The sequence below is a fragment of the Mammaliicoccus sp. B-M6 genome, from assembly GCF_022386965.1.
Taxonomy (GTDB): Bacteria; Bacillota; Bacilli; order Staphylococcales; family Staphylococcaceae; genus Mammaliicoccus; species Mammaliicoccus sciuri_A.
The window spans coordinates 1-17327 of the sequence record NZ_JAJNHJ010000045.1; the positions used below are offsets into that span (position 1 = coordinate 1).

Here is a 17327-nt window from a genome sequence, read left to right on the forward strand (position 1 = left end):
GTAATAGATATTGTCGAAAATTACATTGAAAACTATAATAAAGTTAGAATTCAACAAAAACTAGGCTACTTATCCCCTATAGAATATAGGGGATTAGCAGCCTAGAAAATAGTGTTTTTATTGAGCTCCCTTAGTAAGGATGCAGTGCCGTTTGACTAGATGTTTATATTTGGGAAAGATGTGAGTTTATTAATCCTTTAACTCACATGTTTCACGATCTCGTGAGTTTACTGCTCCTTTAACTCACGACTTTGAACATTTTCAAGCATTGCATCCAGCCTTTCACTCTCATCTCTCCATCTCCGCAATGTGTTTAATTTCAAAGTACAAGATTTCAACTATATAATAGTAATTGAGATAAAAACTATATAGAAATGGAGTTTTGATTATGAGTATATTTACTGATCAAGAGAAAGTAGACATTTTAGGTGATATAGTAAGTATGCGATCTGTTAATGATATTGAAATTGATACGTATATGTCTAGACCACCCGTTTACACAACTGGCCAAAATTCATTAATCGAGTTAGCTGTAAAAATGGGCGAAAAACATTTAAACACTACACTTCCAACTGAAGCATCACCAGGTGTTACAGATGCATCTGATTTATTAGTTTCTAAAGATGAGAACTTCTCATTTATAATGTATGGACCTGGTACAGTAGACCAAGCGCATCAAGTAGATGAACATGTATCCAAAGATGCATATCTTAAATTTATTGATTTATATACAGAATTCTTCCCTAAATACTTAGAAAAGTAATTCATTATAACCGGAGTGATTAACGTGAATACACAAATTCAACAACTTAAAAACATCATTGATTCATCTCAAAATATTACATTTTTTACGGGAGCAGGTATTTCGGTTGCTAGTGGTATACCCGACTTCCGTTCACTCGGTGGATTATATGATCAAATCTCAGAGAATGGCTATTCCCCAGAATATTTATTAAGTACTGATTATTTACAAAGTGACCCAAAAGGATTTATGGACTTTTGCTTTCAATATTTACTTTTCACAGATAAACAACCTAATATCGTACATCAATGGATAGCCCAACTCGAAAAAGACCATCGTTCACTCGGTGTCATCACACAGAATATCGATGGTCTTCATAGTAATGCCGGCAGTCTAAATACAGATGAATTGCACGGCACTATAAACCGATTTTATTGTACAAAATGCCAAAAAACATATACTAAATCTTATGTTATCGATAACCATTTACACCATTGCGAATCATGTGGTCATACCATTAGACCAGACATCGTATTATACGGTGAAATGCTAGATCAAGAAACAATATTCAATGCATTAAACAAAATAAGAGAAGCAGACACACTCGTAGTACTCGGGTCATCCTTACTCGTGCAACCCGCAGCAGGACTCATCTCAAACTTCGAAGGACAAAACCTCGTCATTATAAACAAAAACGAAACACCTTATGACACTACAGCAAACATCGTTATACATGATGACATGGTAGCTGTTGTACAGGGGTTGTTGGGGTGAGTTTGGCCAAATCACAACGAGTTCCCTCTTTTATTCTTGATAACAAAATACACTCATGGTATTATTTAAGTATTAAAAAACAATCAGCAACTTTGGAAGGATCACTGAGTGTAAAAATTAAGGCGTATAGTCTATGCTATATTTCATTAGTCGTTTATGTTCGAGCATAAACGGCTATTTTTTATTGTCTTTTTTAAGCAATAAATAAATGGTAATAGGAAGTATTACCGTGTAAGTAATCTAGAATGTTAAATATATCTCTAGTTGCATACTTACATCTAAGCCCATATAATCACCTTCTTTCACCACGATCTAATAAGGCACGGTGAACATATAGGCAATCAATAAGCACGTTAATTTTTATGTACTAATTATAGCATGGTATCAATCCCTTCAACACCTAAAAAAAGACTACTTATCCCTCTATTTTCCGAGAAATAAGTAGTCTTTTTTTTTATGTTATTTTCTTACCAGTTTCTGCTAATATTCTCCACAATAATAGGATAATTGCAGCAATGATTGTGATTGTTATGATTAGGATTAATAAATATGCATTATCAAATGCATTTGTACCTAATTCTAGTAATTTATTTTTTAATAATCCATTTGAATTTTCTGCTACGATCATCGTTTCTTCAAAACTGCCTTTTGCTTTTGCTGGTATTTCTGTTATCGACATGGAGCGTTCCATTAAATAAGTATAAGTAAATGAAAATACGCCACCAAGTGCGGCTATTCCTATTGACCCTCCGAGTTCATATGACACTTCTTCTACTGAAGCTGCCATACCTGCTTTATCGTCATCAACGTTTGTCATGATTGCATTTGATGCTACAGTCATTGCACCGCCTAACCCTAATCCTGCAATGCTAAGGAACAGTATTTGAATCCATAAATCATTGTGTAGAAATGCTGTGAATCCTACAATTCCGATTAATGAAATGATTAAATTGTAAATAAGTATTTTGATGCTATCAAATCGTGTTAAGATACTTCCTTGTACAATTGCTCCTATAAAAGCAGCTGCTGCCATCGACATTAAGACTAACCCTGCTTTTAAAGGTGTTAGATTTAAAATTAACTGTAATCTTTGAGATAAAATCATTTCAAAGCCAATTAATATGGATGCTGATGTAAATGCAGCTATCACACCTGATAAAAAGTATTTATTTTTAAATATATCTAAACTAATTAAAGGATTTAATAAACGTTTTTGTCGACTAATGAATAGTTTCAACGACCATAATCCAATCACTAATGTCAGTATAATCAGTACAATTGAAGGATTTTCTTTTGTGACTTCTTTAATAGCGTAGACCGTCCCTATAAGTCCTATCATAATGAGAATTGAACTTGTGATATCCCATTTTTTATCTTTGTTTCCTTTAATATTAGGAATTTGTATAAAAGCAACGATAATAACAAGTATCGTAATAGGAACATTAATTAGAAATACTGAACCCCACCAAAATTTAGTTAATAATAAACCACCTATTAAAGGTCCTAAACCAGCACCTGCTGATGCAATAGAAGACCAAATACCTAGCGCAAGTGCTCTATCTTTTTTGTCATCAAAGACTTGTTTAATAATAGCAAGTGTTGATGGCATCATTGTTGCTGCACCAATAGCCAATATAACTCTAGCCATAATTAAAGTGCCAGATGTTGGAGAAAAAGCTGCCACAACTGATGCTAAAGTAAAGATTACTAAACCAGATAAAAACATATTCTTATGTCCTACTTTATCACCCAACGTACCTAAACCAGGTAAGAGCCCTGCAACAACTAACGGATACGCATTTACAATCCATAATTTTTGAAAAGCACTCGCTTCCAACTCATACGTTATCGTAGGTAAAGCAGTATATAAAACAGTCATATCTATAACAATCAAAAATAACGCACTAGAAACCAATATCAACGAGAACCATTTATTAAATTTCATGATAAATCCTCCTTACTCAAATAATGGTAAGGTGTATAGTTACTATATAGTCAAACATAAACTTTTTAACCAAGTATATACTGGATTACGAGCGAATTATCGGTCCATATTTCTACATCCTAACTATACTCTACGTCTTTTGTTGTTAGGAATACGACATATTGATATAACACGTAGCATACGATAATTGCTGCCAATGTGATTTCAATTACAGAAAGTATTGTTCCGAATGTGATGGTGCTACTACTTGCATGACTATGCTGAGTGACATTATAAAGTGATGCGGCTGTTGTTACCCATGGGAACGTCATTGCTGAAAAGGATACTTTGAAGCCTCTTTGTAGTATTTTCGGTAAGAATATTAATGTAAATATAAACAACACTTGGGAAAGTATTAATAAGACGATAACATATACATTTGAATAAGTTGTATTGTTTAAGATATAACCATTTAAACAAAGTGCTGCTGGTGCACTCATAATAATCACCATCGGAAATTGTTCTTGGTTATATGTTTGCCACGACTTGCTGATTAGTACATACGCTAAAATCACCACTAGGCATACCGTTCCAAAGATTGTTGATACATGTCCGAGTGTTTCATTAAATGCTGTTGATGTTTCACTTATAACCCCTGTTCCGACAAACATCACAAACCAACTTGTGTTTGGCCATGATTTAAAATTTCTAAATGCATAGCGACTTATAAAAATAATAATCAAACTTATATGTAATAAAATGGCTGCATACCATAGCACGTTTAACAACTGAGATTGTACGGTATATTCCTGTTTTATAATGGATGCAAGTATCATCAATGTCATAGGAAATGTTGGTGATATTGCAAATGTATGGATATTTTTGAGTTCTTTCAGAAACATACTAGGATAAATGATCCATTTCATGATAAATAATAAAATGATTGCACAGGAAATAATAAAGCTACATAGGCCGAGCGTCTTAAAATTAATATGATAAAATACATTACTCAATGCCATGATGCCTATTGCCAATCCGCTTATTGCGATTGGCGTTCTTTTTAATGCTGTTATAAACATATTGAATAGCCTTTCTTTCTATATTTTTCTAAAGTTTATGCTTCTATACGTATTCTTTAAATCATACCATTGTTTGTCGTTTTGTTTAATCACATTTCTTTGATCATGACAACATAAGCAAGGCATTCAATTGCGTTTCATGAACTGTGATATCACGAAATTAGATATATTATTCATCATAAAATACATCGTTATATAAATAATATGTTTTTGGTAAGGTTTAAAGTATGGAAGCAATCAGAACATGGACAAAGTGACTTCCTTATAAATGAATTTTCCGAAAACTGTAATACTATTATCCAAATATTACACGTTATTAACTTAAACAAACAAAACAATTACAACTGTTTTCTTTTATTAAAAGTCATGATAATTTAATGTCAGACATATAGGAAAGGGAAGGTTCAGACATAATGAAGAAATTATTAACAAGCTCTATCGCAACTATAGGGTTACTTACAATGGGTGTTGCTCATCATGAGGCAAATGCTGCAGAACAAAACGTTGCAACACAATCAACTATTCAAGGTACAACAGGTTACGCAAATGGTTCATACTATACAATTGATAATAACGGGAATTATCATCATACATTAGACGGTAAATGGAATCAGGCCATGTTTGATAACCATGAATATAAATCATACGAAATCGATGCTAACGGTACATACCACTATTATTATTTCGTTAAAGGTGGACAAAGTTATGCACCAAGTCAATCACACGATTCAATTCAAAAACATGGTTACAACGTAGAAAATTCTAACGCTAAATCAACAAATAAGACATCTATTCAAAATAATAAAGTAGATTCAACAGATGTATCATCTAAACAAAATACTAATAACACTAATGCAAGTTCAAATACACAAGCTTCAGACAACAATGTAACTTATAACCAAAGTCAAAATAATACAACATCACAAGATGCACAATTAAATGACAACGAAGCAACAACAACGCAAGAAAATAACAATGAAAGTGCAAGCTCTCAAAAGTCAGAAGGTAAAGCACAAGCTTCTTCAAACTGGTTAACTAAGAACACTAAATTACAAGAATATGGTCAATATCACGGTGGCGGTGCTCACTATGGTGTCGATTATGCTATGAAAGAAAATACACCAGTGTATTCACTAACTGATGGAACTGTTATCCAAAGCGGTTGGAGCAATTACGGTGGTGGTAACCAAGTAACAATCAAAGAAAAAAATAGTGATTATTACCAATGGTATATGCACATGAACAAATTAAATGTTCAAAAAGGTGATTCAGTAACTGCAGGTCAACAAATTGGTGAGTCTGGTAGTACAGGTAACTCAACTGCACCTCATTTACATTTCCAACGTATGAAAGGCGGCGTTGGTAACGAATATTCAGTCAACCCAGATTCATACATTAACAATAACCAATAATATAATCTATAACGTCAAAAAGGCTGAGACATTCTATATTGTTTCAGCCTCTTATTTTACACATATTTTTTGTAATATTCTGACAAAAAGTAATAAAATAATCATCATTTTTGACGAATAATTGTATGAAAATCTAATATATAATGTATAATGACTAAATTTATAGAAAAAGAGGTTAGCAATGTGGATACTTTAAAAGTGAACAAACGATTAATTATGACACCTGGACCTGTAAGTGTAGATCCACGTGTTTCTCAAGCAATGTCGAATTCTATACTCGGTCAATTCGATTTTGAATTTGTTAATATCATGAATGAAACAATGTCATTAATTCGTCAGTCATCTTAACAAAAAATAAATGGGCTTTTCCAATTGATGGAACTAGCCGTGCTGGCTTAGAAGCCGTTATATCAAATATCGTAAAACCTGGTGATGAAGTACTCGTACCTGTAATTGGTCGATTTGGTTATTTATTTACTGAACTCGTAACACGTGCAGGAGGAATCGTCCACAATATACATAAACCGATGGGCGAAGTGTTTGATCAAGCAGAAATTATTGAAGCTTTAGATGAATATAAACCTAAAGTTCTTGCGATTGTACATGGCGAAACATCAACAGGAAGATTGCAACCTATCGATCAATTAGGACGTGCTTGTAAAGAAAGAGGCATCTTTTCAGTAGTAGATGCTGTCACAACTTATCAAGGTATGGTTATTCCTGTAGATGAATGGGAACTAGACGCAGTCGTTGGTGGCGCTCAAAAATGTCTATCTATTCCTTCAGGTATTACACCGATTACGTTTAACGAGCGTTTCAGCGAAGAAATTAATAAACGCAAACGTGTAGAATTAGGTATTCGCTCTAATGAATCTACCGAAAAAGAACATTTCATTAGCAGCAACTACTTAGATTTAACACAGTTACAAGACTACTGGAGCCCTAAACGCCTCAATCATCACACAGAATCTACAACATCTGTTTATGCATTATATACTGGATTAAAATTAGCACTATCAGAGGGCATTGAAGCACGTGCCAAAAGACATAGCTATCACCAAGAAGCTTTAAAAACAGCTCTAAAAGCACTTGGATTAGAAATTTACGGTGACGAATCTAACGAGATGAAAATGGTCATTTGCGTTAAAATTCCAGAAGGCATCGATGATAATGCCTTTAGAAACGGCTTATTACAAAACTACGGCGTAGAAATTGCCGGATCATTCGGAGATTTACAAGGACAAATATGGAGAATTGGTATTATGGGTTACGGTGTTCAAAAACAAAACATCTTAACATTCTTATCAATCTTCGCAACATATTTAGTATCACACGACAGCCAGCAACATCTTAATGTCGCAGACTCCATTAAGACATTATTAGACTATTATGAACAAAATGAAATCTAGCATTTCTTGAATGATAAGTTAGCTACAATCCAAAAAAGTCTGAGACAGTAACTTTGTCTCAGACTTTTTTGTGATTTTTAAATCGTTTCATCTTCTACGACTCTATTTTTAGATGCTGGATAGCCTACTATAAAGAACAGAATAGACATAACGATTAAGGCGATGATGCCTGATATCCAACTGTCTGTCGCATCGTGTAAATATCCAATAAAGAATGGTCCAATGGCAGCTATTAAATACCCAATAGATTGCCCGAATCCTGATAATGCGATACTTCCGTCACTTGTACGTGCACGTATAGAGAAGAATGTCATACATAAGCTAAAGCATGCACCCATACCTAAACCTGCGATAATAATACCGATTACGAGTAATACTAATGATTGCGTAAAGAATAAACCAAATCCAACTAAGAATAGTATTGTGATGATCACAACTAATATACGTTGGTCTTTTAATTTAGACGCAATAATCGGGAATGTAAATGTCATTGGCACTTGTGAAAATTGGTTAAGCATGAGTAAATAACCTGCAGTTGATGGATCTAGACCTCTATCTACTAATATAGAAGGCACCCAAGCAACAACTGTATAGAATACCATTGATTGGAATCCCATTGTTAAAGCTACTAACCATGCTAATTTAGACTTCGTAATGTTCAATTTTGTATGTTGATTCTGTGCTTCTGATAGTTTATCTTGACGTTCTAGTTTAGCGCCTTTACTTGCTTTTGGAATCCATAAAATTAATGCGATAATCCCTAGCACGATCCAAAAAGCAAGGGACAGTCTAAACCCTAATGGAGATTGAGACATTGGGAAACTTAGTCCTCCACCTAATCCTGCAGTAAAGTTCATTGTCCCACTATAAATACCTGTTGCTAATCCAATTTGTAATGGAAAATACCATTTCACATAACTTGGTAATACAACATTACCAAATGCGATCGCAATGCCTAGTAGAACTGTACCAATAATAAATAAATTAAAACCACCTGCAACACGTATGTACAAAGCAATAATTACTAATATCGTTGATAGTACAATTGTATTAGACATCGTCAAACGTTTAGTTACTTTAGATACTAATGGCGAAACGACTGCAAATATAATGAGTGGTATTGTTGTTAAAAAACCAGCAAGACTGTTATTAATTTGCATAACATCTTTAATTTCATCAACTACCGGACCTACTGATGTTAGTGGTGCACGTAGCGTAGATGCGATAAATACAATCGCAATTATGATGCCCCAATTTTTTTGAATTCTATGTGTATTATAGGGTTCAATCATCTTATACCACCTTATTTCTAAAAATTTTTCTTATAAAACCATCAACGCAACATTAGTATAGTTCATTCATATTGAAGTGTATATAATATGAGAGTCTAGAACAACACTTTGTCCCAGACTTTTTTAATAGTATATCAGAGATATGATTGAGTGCAATGCTGCTAAAATGAGTGACTTGATCATTAGCCAAAGGGGATGATTTTCGGTTTATAAAGTTTAGTATGTCGGCTAACGATCTTGTTTTGCATTCTTGGACGTTAGAATTTCTAACAACCATGTCTAACACACAATCAAATCTTTCATATTAACAAGAAACTGGTTTTACTGAAGGATCTAATAAAATACGTGTGCCTGCTTTTCCTTCCAATGCATCAATTGCATCATCTAATGAACAAATAATAGCTTCTTTACCTGATTCTGCAAATTGAATAGCCGCTTCTATCTTAGGTAACATACTTCCTGCTGGAAATTGATCTTCTGCTACGTATTGTTTAGCTTCTTCAACTGAAATTGTTTTAAGCTTTTCTTCGTTTTCTTTACCGAAGTTCACGCACACATTTGGTACGTCTGTTAACATCATAAATGTATCTGCTTCAACTTGTTGAGCTAGTTTCAAACCTGAACGGTCTTTATCGATAACAGCTTCTACACCTTTAATATCACCATGCTCATCACGGTAAACAGGTATACCACCGCCACCTGAAGAAATCACAATCGCTTGATTAATTAATTTCTTAATTTGGTTTACACCATGAATAACAAGTGGTTCTGGAGAAGGTACAACACGACGGTAACCTCTACCAGCATCTTCTACCATGACAAAGCCATGTTCTTTTTCTAATCTTTTAGCTTCTTCTTCACTGAAGCATACACCAATTGGTTTAGTTGGATTATTAAATGCTTGGTCATCTTTGTCTACTTCTACCATTGTTAATAATGTTAATACATCACTACTAATACCTAAATCGTTTAAATGATTTTTAATAGCTTCTTCCATCATGTAGCCGATAAATCCTTGAGATTCAGCACTACATGCGTTAATTGGAAGCGGGTTCACAATATCTTTCGCCGCTTCGTTTTGAGCGATAATATTCCCGACTTGTGGCCCGTTACCATGTGTAATCACAATGTTATGTCCTTGTTTTTTCAATTCTGCCATTTTACGTGTAGCAGACATCACGTTGTTATATTGATTATCGTATGACGCTTCTTGATTAGGTTGTAATATCGCATTACCACCTAGTGCAAGTATAACCCGCTTACCCATACGTCTCACTCCTTAATGTTAATGCTACATACATGCCATATAACGTGTCTCTTCCAGATGAAGAACCAACTTTTAAAAGTTGGTCTAGACGCGCGATTGATGGATCATGTTGTAGGTTAGAAATTTTTGAACTAAATTGACCTTGCAAAGCACATTTTAAAAATGTTTCGCCTACAAGTGTGGTTAGAGATGATTGCAGTAATATGTTTAATTGTTCTAAATGATTATTGTTAATAAAAGGATGGATAAAATGAATAAATAAAATACCTGTCAGCATATCATCTCCGGACGGTGTTAAACCTTGTCCTCTACCAATCAGATATCGGTATTGGTCCTCAACTTGTTCATCATTTCCAAATTCTAATGCGTTTAATACGTATTGCATCTTCTCTTTGTTAAAATCGCCTTGCTTATACATGGCAAAGTCATAAGATGCGATATTTTCTTTAAGCTTTTGTATATCAGTCTCTTCCGAAAAGTCAGATGCCTTTAAAGTTGGAACATGCCAAACGAGTTGGCATGTCTTACTTATTTGGATAGCAGTAGGTCCCACTATAATGTGTTGATTTAATTCGATTTCGTTAAATAAACTTTGCTTTGTTTGTGAATCGACTAATATACCAAAAGGAAATGTTCCATTTTCATCTGTACCTATAAAGATAAGGTCATTCGATTCATTGACGATATTGAAACCTTTATTAAATATGCTATGCACATAAAATTGTTTATGTTGTTCTAAATGTTTCTTAGCATCCTGTCCTATTGCAGTTGCTTGAAGAATCACGCGTTAAATCCTAACTTTTCAGCATACGCTGTGATCGCTTTTTCGAAACATTCGATTGGTGGATGTACTGTACCTGCACCAATTTGTCCGTAACCAGCAATCTTATGCGCAATACCTGTATTGATAACAGGTGTAATGCCTGTTTCTACAACTTTACGTGCATCGATACCTAAACATGCGCCTTTAAAGTTCCATGTTGGGATCGCAAAGTTAGGGTTCTCACCAATACAAATTTCAGTCATTTCATTACTAATTTGTAATGCATCATCAAATCCACCAGTACCAACAAATCTTGTAACAGCTGGTGCTGCGATCATTGCCATACCACCAACACCGATTGTTTCAGTAATCGCTGAGTCACCGATATCTGTATTCGCATCATCTGCTGAGTAACCTGTGAAATATAAACCTTGAGGTGTGTTAACAGGTGCTGTGAACCATTCGTCACCCATACCTGCAATACGTACGCCGAAGTTCTCACCGTTACGACACATTGCTGTTACAACTGTACCGTGTTCGATTTGACGAGCAGCGTCCATCATCGCTTTACCTGTAGCCATCGCGATATTTAAGAAGAATTGATCTGTATCAGCTAAGAATTGTAATACTTCTGTACGTTTCTCAGGTTCTACATCTTCTAATGACGCAATGATAGGTGTCACTTTTTTTAAGAATGCTAATGATGCTGCGATGTTACGTTGGTGGAATTCATCACCCATTGCAATTGCTTTAGCGATTAAAAGGAAAAGCAGTAGTGGCCGTGACGTCCACTACTGCTTTTGTTTATTGGCTGATGGCGTGGAGTTGGAAAAATGAGCGGGTGTATTTATCTTGTTTGGACAGTCTTGCAATATATGGACGCTCTATGTTGCTTGTTTGCCTTGTCTTGCAATATACGGCGGCTCTATGTTGCTTGTCGCACCTCACTTGCAACACTCGAGCCGCTCTCTATAATTAGCCCACCCTCTATATACTTCTTTCAAATATGATAAACGCTGGGACACTCCTTCTGTCCCAGCGTTTTCTTATTATCTTAAGTTTTCTCTCACTTTATTCAACAGCAACTGTGCTGGTGTTGATAGTGATTTTTCTTTTTTCCATATTAAGCTTAAACTTGATGTGATTTGTTCTTCAAATGGGATGAATTTCAAGTTCGTTTCACTTGTATTAATGATACCTTCTAAACATATTGCATGCCCAACGCCTTCTTTGACCATCAATGATGCATTATATAGCAAATTATATTTTCCAATTATACTCAAATCTGCATCATCCAAATCCAGCATATTAGCTATCATCCTCTGTACGCCTTGTTGTCTTGAAATAATAAGAGGCTTAGCAATTAAATCTTTCGCACTTATTTGCTCGAGGTGACCAAGTTCTGAAGTCTTCGTTGTTAAGACACCCCAAGTATCATCTTCATTCAATGATATGGAATCATAATTAACTTTATTAATAGGTTCTACAATAACACCGAAATCTATCACACCATTATCAATTTTCTCTAAAATTTGTTCAGCATTCCCACTAAAAGTATCGAAATAAACTTGGTCTTGTTCTTGTCTTACTGCTCTCATTGCTTTTGCAATTTGTTTAATGCTCTTAGACTCAGCCATTCCAATAGATACTTCGCCATATACTTCTTTATGTTTGATGCTCGATGTGGTCTGATCGACTAAATTTATTATGTCTCGTGCTTTATTCGCTAAATAGTAACCTTCTCTCGTTAATTCCATATATTTTCCTTTTCTATTAAAAAGCGTCACTGAAAGTTCTTCTTCAAGTTCTTTAATTTGTCTTGAAAGTGTGGGTTGCGTAATGTGCAATAATTTAGCTGCTGAGGTTAAATTTCCTTCTGATACGACTGCTAAAAAATACCTTAACACTCTATTTTCCATAACGTCATCCTCCTATGCCTAAAACACATACTTAACTATTTATTATAGGTATTGGTAATCATAATAAATATACCATAACATGATACATATACACATTATCGTTCCAAAGGAGGTTAAAAATTGTTTAAAAGTGTACTCAATCAAAGCATATGGAATCGAACTGTCGCAGAAGATGAACCTGTTTTTAAAGAAATACATGATATCGTAAACAAGAACGCACCTCTCGTCCACGAACTTAATAGTTCATACCATACCAATGATGAGGCGTTAGACATTTTATCCAAAATTACAGGCCAACCTATAGATTCAAGCGTCAGTATAAATTTGCCGTTATACACAGATTTCGGCAAACATATATCAATCGGTAAGTCGGTCTTTATCAATAGTAATACGATGTTCACAGACTTGGGCGGCATTACATTAGAAGACCATGTGTTGATTGGTCCTCGTGTTAACTTGCTCACAGTTAATCATCCAACAAACCCCAAAGAAAGACGCGGATTAATAGTTAAACCCATTACGATTAAACAAAACGCTTGGATCGGGGCAGCCGCTACAATTTTACCGGGTGTAACAATCGGTGAAAATTCAATCGTTGGCGCAAATTCATTAGTTACGAAAGACGTACCACCCAATACAGTTGTAGTTGGAAGCCCAGCACAATTTGTAAAAAATATAAAAGAAAATTAATGGAGGCATATAAAATGAAACAAACTCAATTAGACTTAGTAGAAACTTGGGATAAAGTTTTTCCACAAAGTGAAAAGGTTAATCATACAAAAACAACATTCACCAATCGATATGGTCTTACACTTGCTGCTGACATGTATATACCTAAAGAATCCGAACAAGATAAATTGCCAGCTTTAGCTGTAAGTGGTCCTTTCGGTGCTGTGAAAGAACAATCTTCTGGACTCTATGCTCAGAAAATGGCTGAACAAGGTTACCTTACAATCGCATTTGACCCTTCTTATACAGGGGAAAGTTCAGGATTTCCTCGTTACGTTGCATCACCAGATATTAATACTGAAGATTTTCAGGCAGCAGTAGATTTTTTAAGTAATCATCATCTCGTTGATAAAGAGAAAATAGGCATCATTGGCATTTGTGGCTGGGGCGGTATGGCACTTAACACAGCTGCAATAGATACTCGTGTTAAAGCAACAGTCACTTCAACTATGTATGATATGAGTAGAATCAATGCTAATGGTTATTTTGATGAAGAAGATAGTAAAGATGATAGATATAAGAAGAAACAAGCGTTAAATGTACAGAGAACACAAGATTACGCTTCACAAGACCCAGTTCTAGCAGGTGGTGTTATTGATCCATTACCAAATGATGCCCCACAATTTGTTAAAGATTATTATGATTACTACAAGACAAATCGAGGCTATCATCCAAGATCATTAAATTCAAACAGAGGTTGGACAATTACTAATCCACTTTCATTTATGAATATGCCATTACTACAATATATTGATGAAATCGATAGTGCCGTATTATTAGTTCACGGTGAAGAAGCACATTCAACATACTTTAGTAAAGATGCATATAAACAGTTAACTGGAGATAACAAAGAACTCCATCTTATCCCTGGAAAAGTGCATACAGACTTATACGACCAAGAAGATGTCATACCATTTGATAAAATAAATCAATTCTTCAAAAAACATCTCGGGTAAAAAGGGTGGTGTATTTATCTTGTTTGATGAGTCTTGATAAATACAACGGCTCTATGTTGCTTGTTTGACCACTCTTGCAAAATTCAAGGCTCCAACATTGCTTGTCGCACCTCACTTGCAATATTCAGTCCCTATATATTCACATTTCTAATAAGATAGAACAATTATTCATACAAAAATAGACATTCAATTTCAAAATTGAATGTCTACCTTATTATTATGTGTCTAACTCAAGCAAGATTCCATTTAATGAATTTCGTAACCACTGATTTTTAAGAATAAGTGTTTAGCTAAGTATAATTACTCTTTCTTTTCGTTCAAACATCTGTACTTTAGAAACTTGTTGTTAATATTTCTTTTAGAAACATTTAAATAGTTAATCTATATTATTAGGATCTGTTTCGGTAATGTTTCCTGTTTTTTGATCTATATATATTGCGTCATGTGCATGACTTGCATTTCCTTCACCATAATTAACTCTGTATACACCATTGTATTCATTTATTGAATGATACCAATAATCTTCATATACTTCATCTAAATAATCTATTGCCATACTTTTGGCTTGGCTTTCACTTATAACATCATGACTTGCTTTATTATTAGAAACACTTCTTTCTATTTGGTCTACATTTTCAATACCTATTATTTGACCATTTTCATCCGTAAATACTTTGATGGTAAAACTATTATATGCATTATCGTCATATATCACTCCACCTTCACTAGCCTTCATAGTAGAATTCCCGTGGAAATTTTCGTATTCATTAATATTAATGTTGTCAGGTGTTATAAAATACCTATCTACTATATCATTAACATAGTGTACTGCTATGTTCCCGTATTTTTCCGTATTAACTCCTGCAATAATTAAACTGTTTTCAGAACCACCAAATTTACTTTCTACTTCTGACTTATTCATTCCAATATTAATTTCACCATATCCATTTCTCTTATCTTCATTCATAAAATTCGAACTAAAAGTATCAGATAAAACATTAATAGTTGGGCCATTTCTTTGAGAATTTGTCTGTTGTGCTCTTTCATTACTATTAGTTAATTTACTTGAATCAGAACTATTGTAGATTGTATAAACTTTATAAACACCATATGACAACACGGAAATTAATAGTAATATTATGACTGTCGAAATTAATACAATGAATATTTTACCTATATTTAATCCTTGCGATTTGACTTCTTTACTATTGTTCATGTTAATATCATTACTAATATTAGTACCACATTTCTCACAAAAAACTTGTTCATCTTTTAACTTATTACCGCAATTATTGCAATATTTCACAGTTACAACCTCCTCTTATTAAATTATTTATATTTTTCAAAAAGTATTGTTTTCTTTATATCCATTCAGTTTTCTTTAATTTTTAATTCTTTTGACTCTATTTGTAATTTATTTACTTGTTTTAATCCAGCTTTCATTAATATAAAAACCAATAGCCATACGATTATTATTAACGCTACATACTTAAACATATAACTACCAAACAAAGAAAAAGAGGTATCCCATAAACTATGTAAAACAACTGATGCAGTAAAGAAAAATAAAAATCGTTTATCTTTAATATTACTAAACTCAAAGTTTTTACTTTCTTTTGCAATAACAATTGCAGCACCGATTATTGCAGACCATACTAAATGACTACCAATTGCAGTCCATGCTCTAATAAATACCATACTAATTAATGTACTTTCTAGACCTTCAGAATAATTTAAAATATAACCAGCAGATTCAAACATTGCAAATCCCGCTCCAATGGCTCCACCAATTAATAAACCATTCAAAATTTTATTTGTTTTATATTTATTAATAAAATAGACAATTATAATAGATTTACCTGTTTCCTCTACAATTCCAACTAATCCTGCATCTATAATTGTCATAGATCCAAATAGGTAATATTCATCACTGAAAGAAATAAAATTATATAAAACCATAGTACTTAATAATGAAATTACTCCACCTACAAAAAACATTTTCAACACTTCGAATAGACTAATGTTTTTAAAAGCATTAGACTCAAAGAAGAAGAATAGACCAGTTAATGGTACGGTCAGTGCTCCAATAAAAATCAATCCTGGAATTGCTAAAGTATTCTCAAATACACTGCTTAAAACCCATAACGCAGCAAAAGTAATTGCAAATGCTAAAAATACTCTTGAAAATACCCATGGTTTGCCCCATTCTTCTGATACATCATCTAATAATGGAGTAGTTCGACTTGTTCCTGCTATAAATATTTCGTCTGATTCATCCTTTGTATGTGGTTTAAATACTTCAGAAAACATATCTCTTAGATTTAAATTTAAACCTTCCTCACTACCAGCTAATTTACCGATAGATTTTGTTGTATTTTCAAATAAATTTTTAGCTTCATTTTTTAAATCGATACTTTCTACAGATTGAGATACTAATCTTTCCTCTTTTTCATTTGCAAATTTAACGTCTTGATTTTTGGCAAATAAACCGCTTAAATTATACCCGCAATTCATACAAAATTTATCATTTTTCCCAACTATTGATTTGCATTTAGGACATTGTTCGTCATCTAGAATATCTTTCGAAACACCTTCCTTTTGCAATTCCAAATTATTACCACAGTGCATACAAAATTTATCATCTACTTGTACAACCTTTTGACAATTAGTACATTTCATATCAACCCTTACTCCCATTCTATCTTTATTTAATATCATAATAATATATAGCAAAAGAAAATTCTATATTTATTTTTATTTCACTCAAAAAAATATTTTGTAAACATTATTGTATCTAATCTAAATGTCTAAGTGATATTTAATAATTGTTTTTTTATGTTCAATTACTTAAATGCTATATGTTACTCAATATAAGAATTCTGATATAAATTTAAACTTGTCTCTTCTTTTTTATATAGACTTTATAATTATTAAAAAAGTAGACATTCAATTTCAAAATTGAATGTCTACTTTCAGACTGTGGACAAACTGAACTTAAATTTATAAGTTCAGTTTGTTTTTTTGTATAGATTAATAATTTCCACTAAAATCATGATTAAAC

General features: G+C 33.4%; 13 protein-coding genes and 3 pseudogenes. 7 read left to right on the forward strand and 9 right to left on the reverse strand.

Annotation, left to right across the window (positions count from 1 at the left end):
- From LQ693_RS12250 to LQ693_RS12260, 3 genes and pseudogenes are all read left to right on the forward strand, one after another.
- Positions 1-105: IS3 family transposase (locus LQ693_RS12250; protein ID WP_239703233.1), on the forward strand; the 105-nt coding region annotated here is incomplete at its 5' end.
- A gap of 352 nt (positions 106-457) precedes the next feature.
- Positions 458-763: pseudogene (locus LQ693_RS12255) on the forward strand (M20/M25/M40 family metallo-hydrolase); the annotation flags it as partial.
- Between the two features lie 24 nt (positions 764-787).
- Complete coding sequence (locus LQ693_RS12260; RefSeq protein WP_107566026.1) at positions 788-1516, forward strand: NAD-dependent protein deacylase; 729 nt, start codon at positions 788-790, stop codon at positions 1514-1516.
- A gap of 454 nt (positions 1517-1970) precedes the next feature.
- Here the strand turns inward: LQ693_RS12260 and LQ693_RS12265 are convergent, their stop codons facing one another.
- A complete protein-coding gene (locus tag LQ693_RS12265; RefSeq protein ID WP_107566025.1) occupies positions 1971-3461 on the reverse strand; it encodes an MFS transporter in 1491 nt (496 codons plus the stop codon).
- Between the two features lie 119 nt (positions 3462-3580).
- Positions 3581-4519: a TDT family transporter gene (locus tag LQ693_RS12270; protein ID WP_025907157.1), complete on the reverse strand. Its 939-nt coding sequence runs from the start codon at positions 4517-4519 to the stop codon at positions 3581-3583.
- A 413-nt stretch (positions 4520-4932) separates the two neighbouring features.
- Here LQ693_RS12270 and LQ693_RS12275 point away from each other — a divergent pair, with 413 nt between their 5' ends.
- Both LQ693_RS12275 and LQ693_RS12285 read left to right on the forward strand, forming a co-directional pair.
- A complete protein-coding gene (locus LQ693_RS12275; RefSeq protein WP_204179013.1) occupies positions 4933-5931 on the forward strand; it encodes a M23 family metallopeptidase in 999 nt (332 codons plus the stop codon).
- Between the two features lie 183 nt (positions 5932-6114).
- Positions 6115-7340: pseudogene (locus LQ693_RS12285) on the forward strand (pyridoxal-phosphate-dependent aminotransferase family protein).
- A gap of 77 nt (positions 7341-7417) precedes the next feature.
- Here the strand turns inward: LQ693_RS12285 and LQ693_RS12290 are convergent.
- The 5 genes and pseudogenes from LQ693_RS12290 to LQ693_RS12310 all read right to left on the reverse strand — a co-directional run bounded on the left by LQ693_RS12290 (position 7418) and on the right by LQ693_RS12310 (position 12581).
- Complete coding sequence (locus LQ693_RS12290; RefSeq protein ID WP_025907163.1) at positions 7418-8632, reverse strand: CynX/NimT family MFS transporter; 1215 nt, start codon at positions 8630-8632, stop codon at positions 7418-7420.
- A 304-nt stretch (positions 8633-8936) separates the two neighbouring features.
- Positions 8937-9899 carry a carbamate kinase gene (gene arcC / locus LQ693_RS12295; protein WP_239703232.1) on the reverse strand — a complete coding sequence of 321 codons (963 nt, stop codon included), beginning with the start codon at positions 9897-9899 and terminating at the stop codon, positions 8937-8939.
- Positions 9892-10683, reverse strand: a complete 792-nt coding sequence (locus tag LQ693_RS13780; protein WP_107566095.1) for an oxamate carbamoyltransferase subunit AllH family protein — start codon at positions 10681-10683, stop codon at positions 9892-9894. The genes arcC and LQ693_RS13780 overlap by 8 nt, the downstream gene beginning before the upstream one ends.
- Positions 10680-11432 (reverse strand): annotated as a pseudogene (locus LQ693_RS12305) (YlbE family protein); the annotation flags it as partial. The gene LQ693_RS13780 and the pseudogene LQ693_RS12305, both read right to left, overlap by 4 nt.
- Positions 11433-11711: 279 nt before the next feature.
- On the reverse strand, positions 11712-12581 hold the full coding sequence (locus tag LQ693_RS12310) for a LysR family transcriptional regulator (RefSeq protein ID WP_107566096.1): 870 nt from the start codon (positions 12579-12581) through the stop codon (positions 11712-11714).
- Positions 12582-12701: 120 nt separating this feature from the next.
- Between LQ693_RS12310 and LQ693_RS12315 the strand changes: the two genes are divergently transcribed.
- On the forward strand, positions 12702-13271 hold the full coding sequence (locus LQ693_RS12315) for a sugar O-acetyltransferase (RefSeq protein ID WP_107566097.1): 570 nt from the start codon (positions 12702-12704) through the stop codon (positions 13269-13271).
- A 14-nt stretch (positions 13272-13285) separates the two neighbouring features.
- Positions 13286-14266, forward strand: coding sequence for an alpha/beta hydrolase (locus LQ693_RS12320; protein ID WP_107566098.1), 981 nt, complete (start codon positions 13286-13288; stop codon positions 14264-14266).
- Positions 14267-14642: 376 nt separating this feature from the next.
- On the opposite strand, the gene LQ693_RS12325 is transcribed toward LQ693_RS12320, so the two are convergent.
- Both LQ693_RS12325 and LQ693_RS12330 read right to left on the reverse strand, forming a co-directional pair.
- Positions 14643-15572 (reverse strand): zinc-ribbon domain-containing protein, encoded by a 930-nt coding sequence (locus LQ693_RS12325; protein ID WP_107566099.1) that lies wholly within the window; start codon positions 15570-15572, stop codon positions 14643-14645.
- Positions 15573-15637: 65 nt separating this feature from the next.
- On the reverse strand, positions 15638-16945 hold the full coding sequence (locus LQ693_RS12330; protein WP_107566100.1) for a PrsW family glutamic-type intramembrane protease: 1308 nt from the start codon (positions 16943-16945) through the stop codon (positions 15638-15640).
- Between the last annotated feature and the right edge of the window lie 382 nt (positions 16946-17327).

What these genes read in the sequence shown, in the direction of transcription:
- LQ693_RS12265 (WP_107566025.1), bottom strand. Translation starts at nt 3,461, where the DNA reads ATGAAATTTAATAAATGGTTCTCGTTGATATTGGTTTCTAGTGCGTTA.
- LQ693_RS12270 (WP_025907157.1), bottom strand. Translation starts at nt 4,519, where the DNA reads ATGTTTATAACAGCATTAAAAAGAACGCCAATCGCAATAAGCGGATTG.
- LQ693_RS12275 (WP_204179013.1), top strand. Translation starts at nt 4,933, where the DNA reads ATGAAGAAATTATTAACAAGCTCTATCGCAACTATAGGGTTACTTACA.
- LQ693_RS12290 (WP_025907163.1), bottom strand. Translation starts at nt 8,632, where the DNA reads ATGATTGAACCCTATAATACACATAGAATTCAAAAAAATTGGGGCATC.
- arcC (WP_239703232.1), bottom strand. Translation starts at nt 9,899, where the DNA reads ATGGGTAAGCGGGTTATACTTGCACTAGGTGGTAATGCGATATTACAA.
- LQ693_RS12310 (WP_107566096.1), bottom strand. Translation starts at nt 12,581, where the DNA reads ATGGAAAATAGAGTGTTAAGGTATTTTTTAGCAGTCGTATCAGAAGGA.
- LQ693_RS12320 (WP_107566098.1), top strand. Translation starts at nt 13,286, where the DNA reads ATGAAACAAACTCAATTAGACTTAGTAGAAACTTGGGATAAAGTTTTT.
- LQ693_RS12330 (WP_107566100.1), bottom strand. Translation starts at nt 16,945, where the DNA reads ATGAAATGTACTAATTGTCAAAAGGTTGTACAAGTAGATGATAAATTT.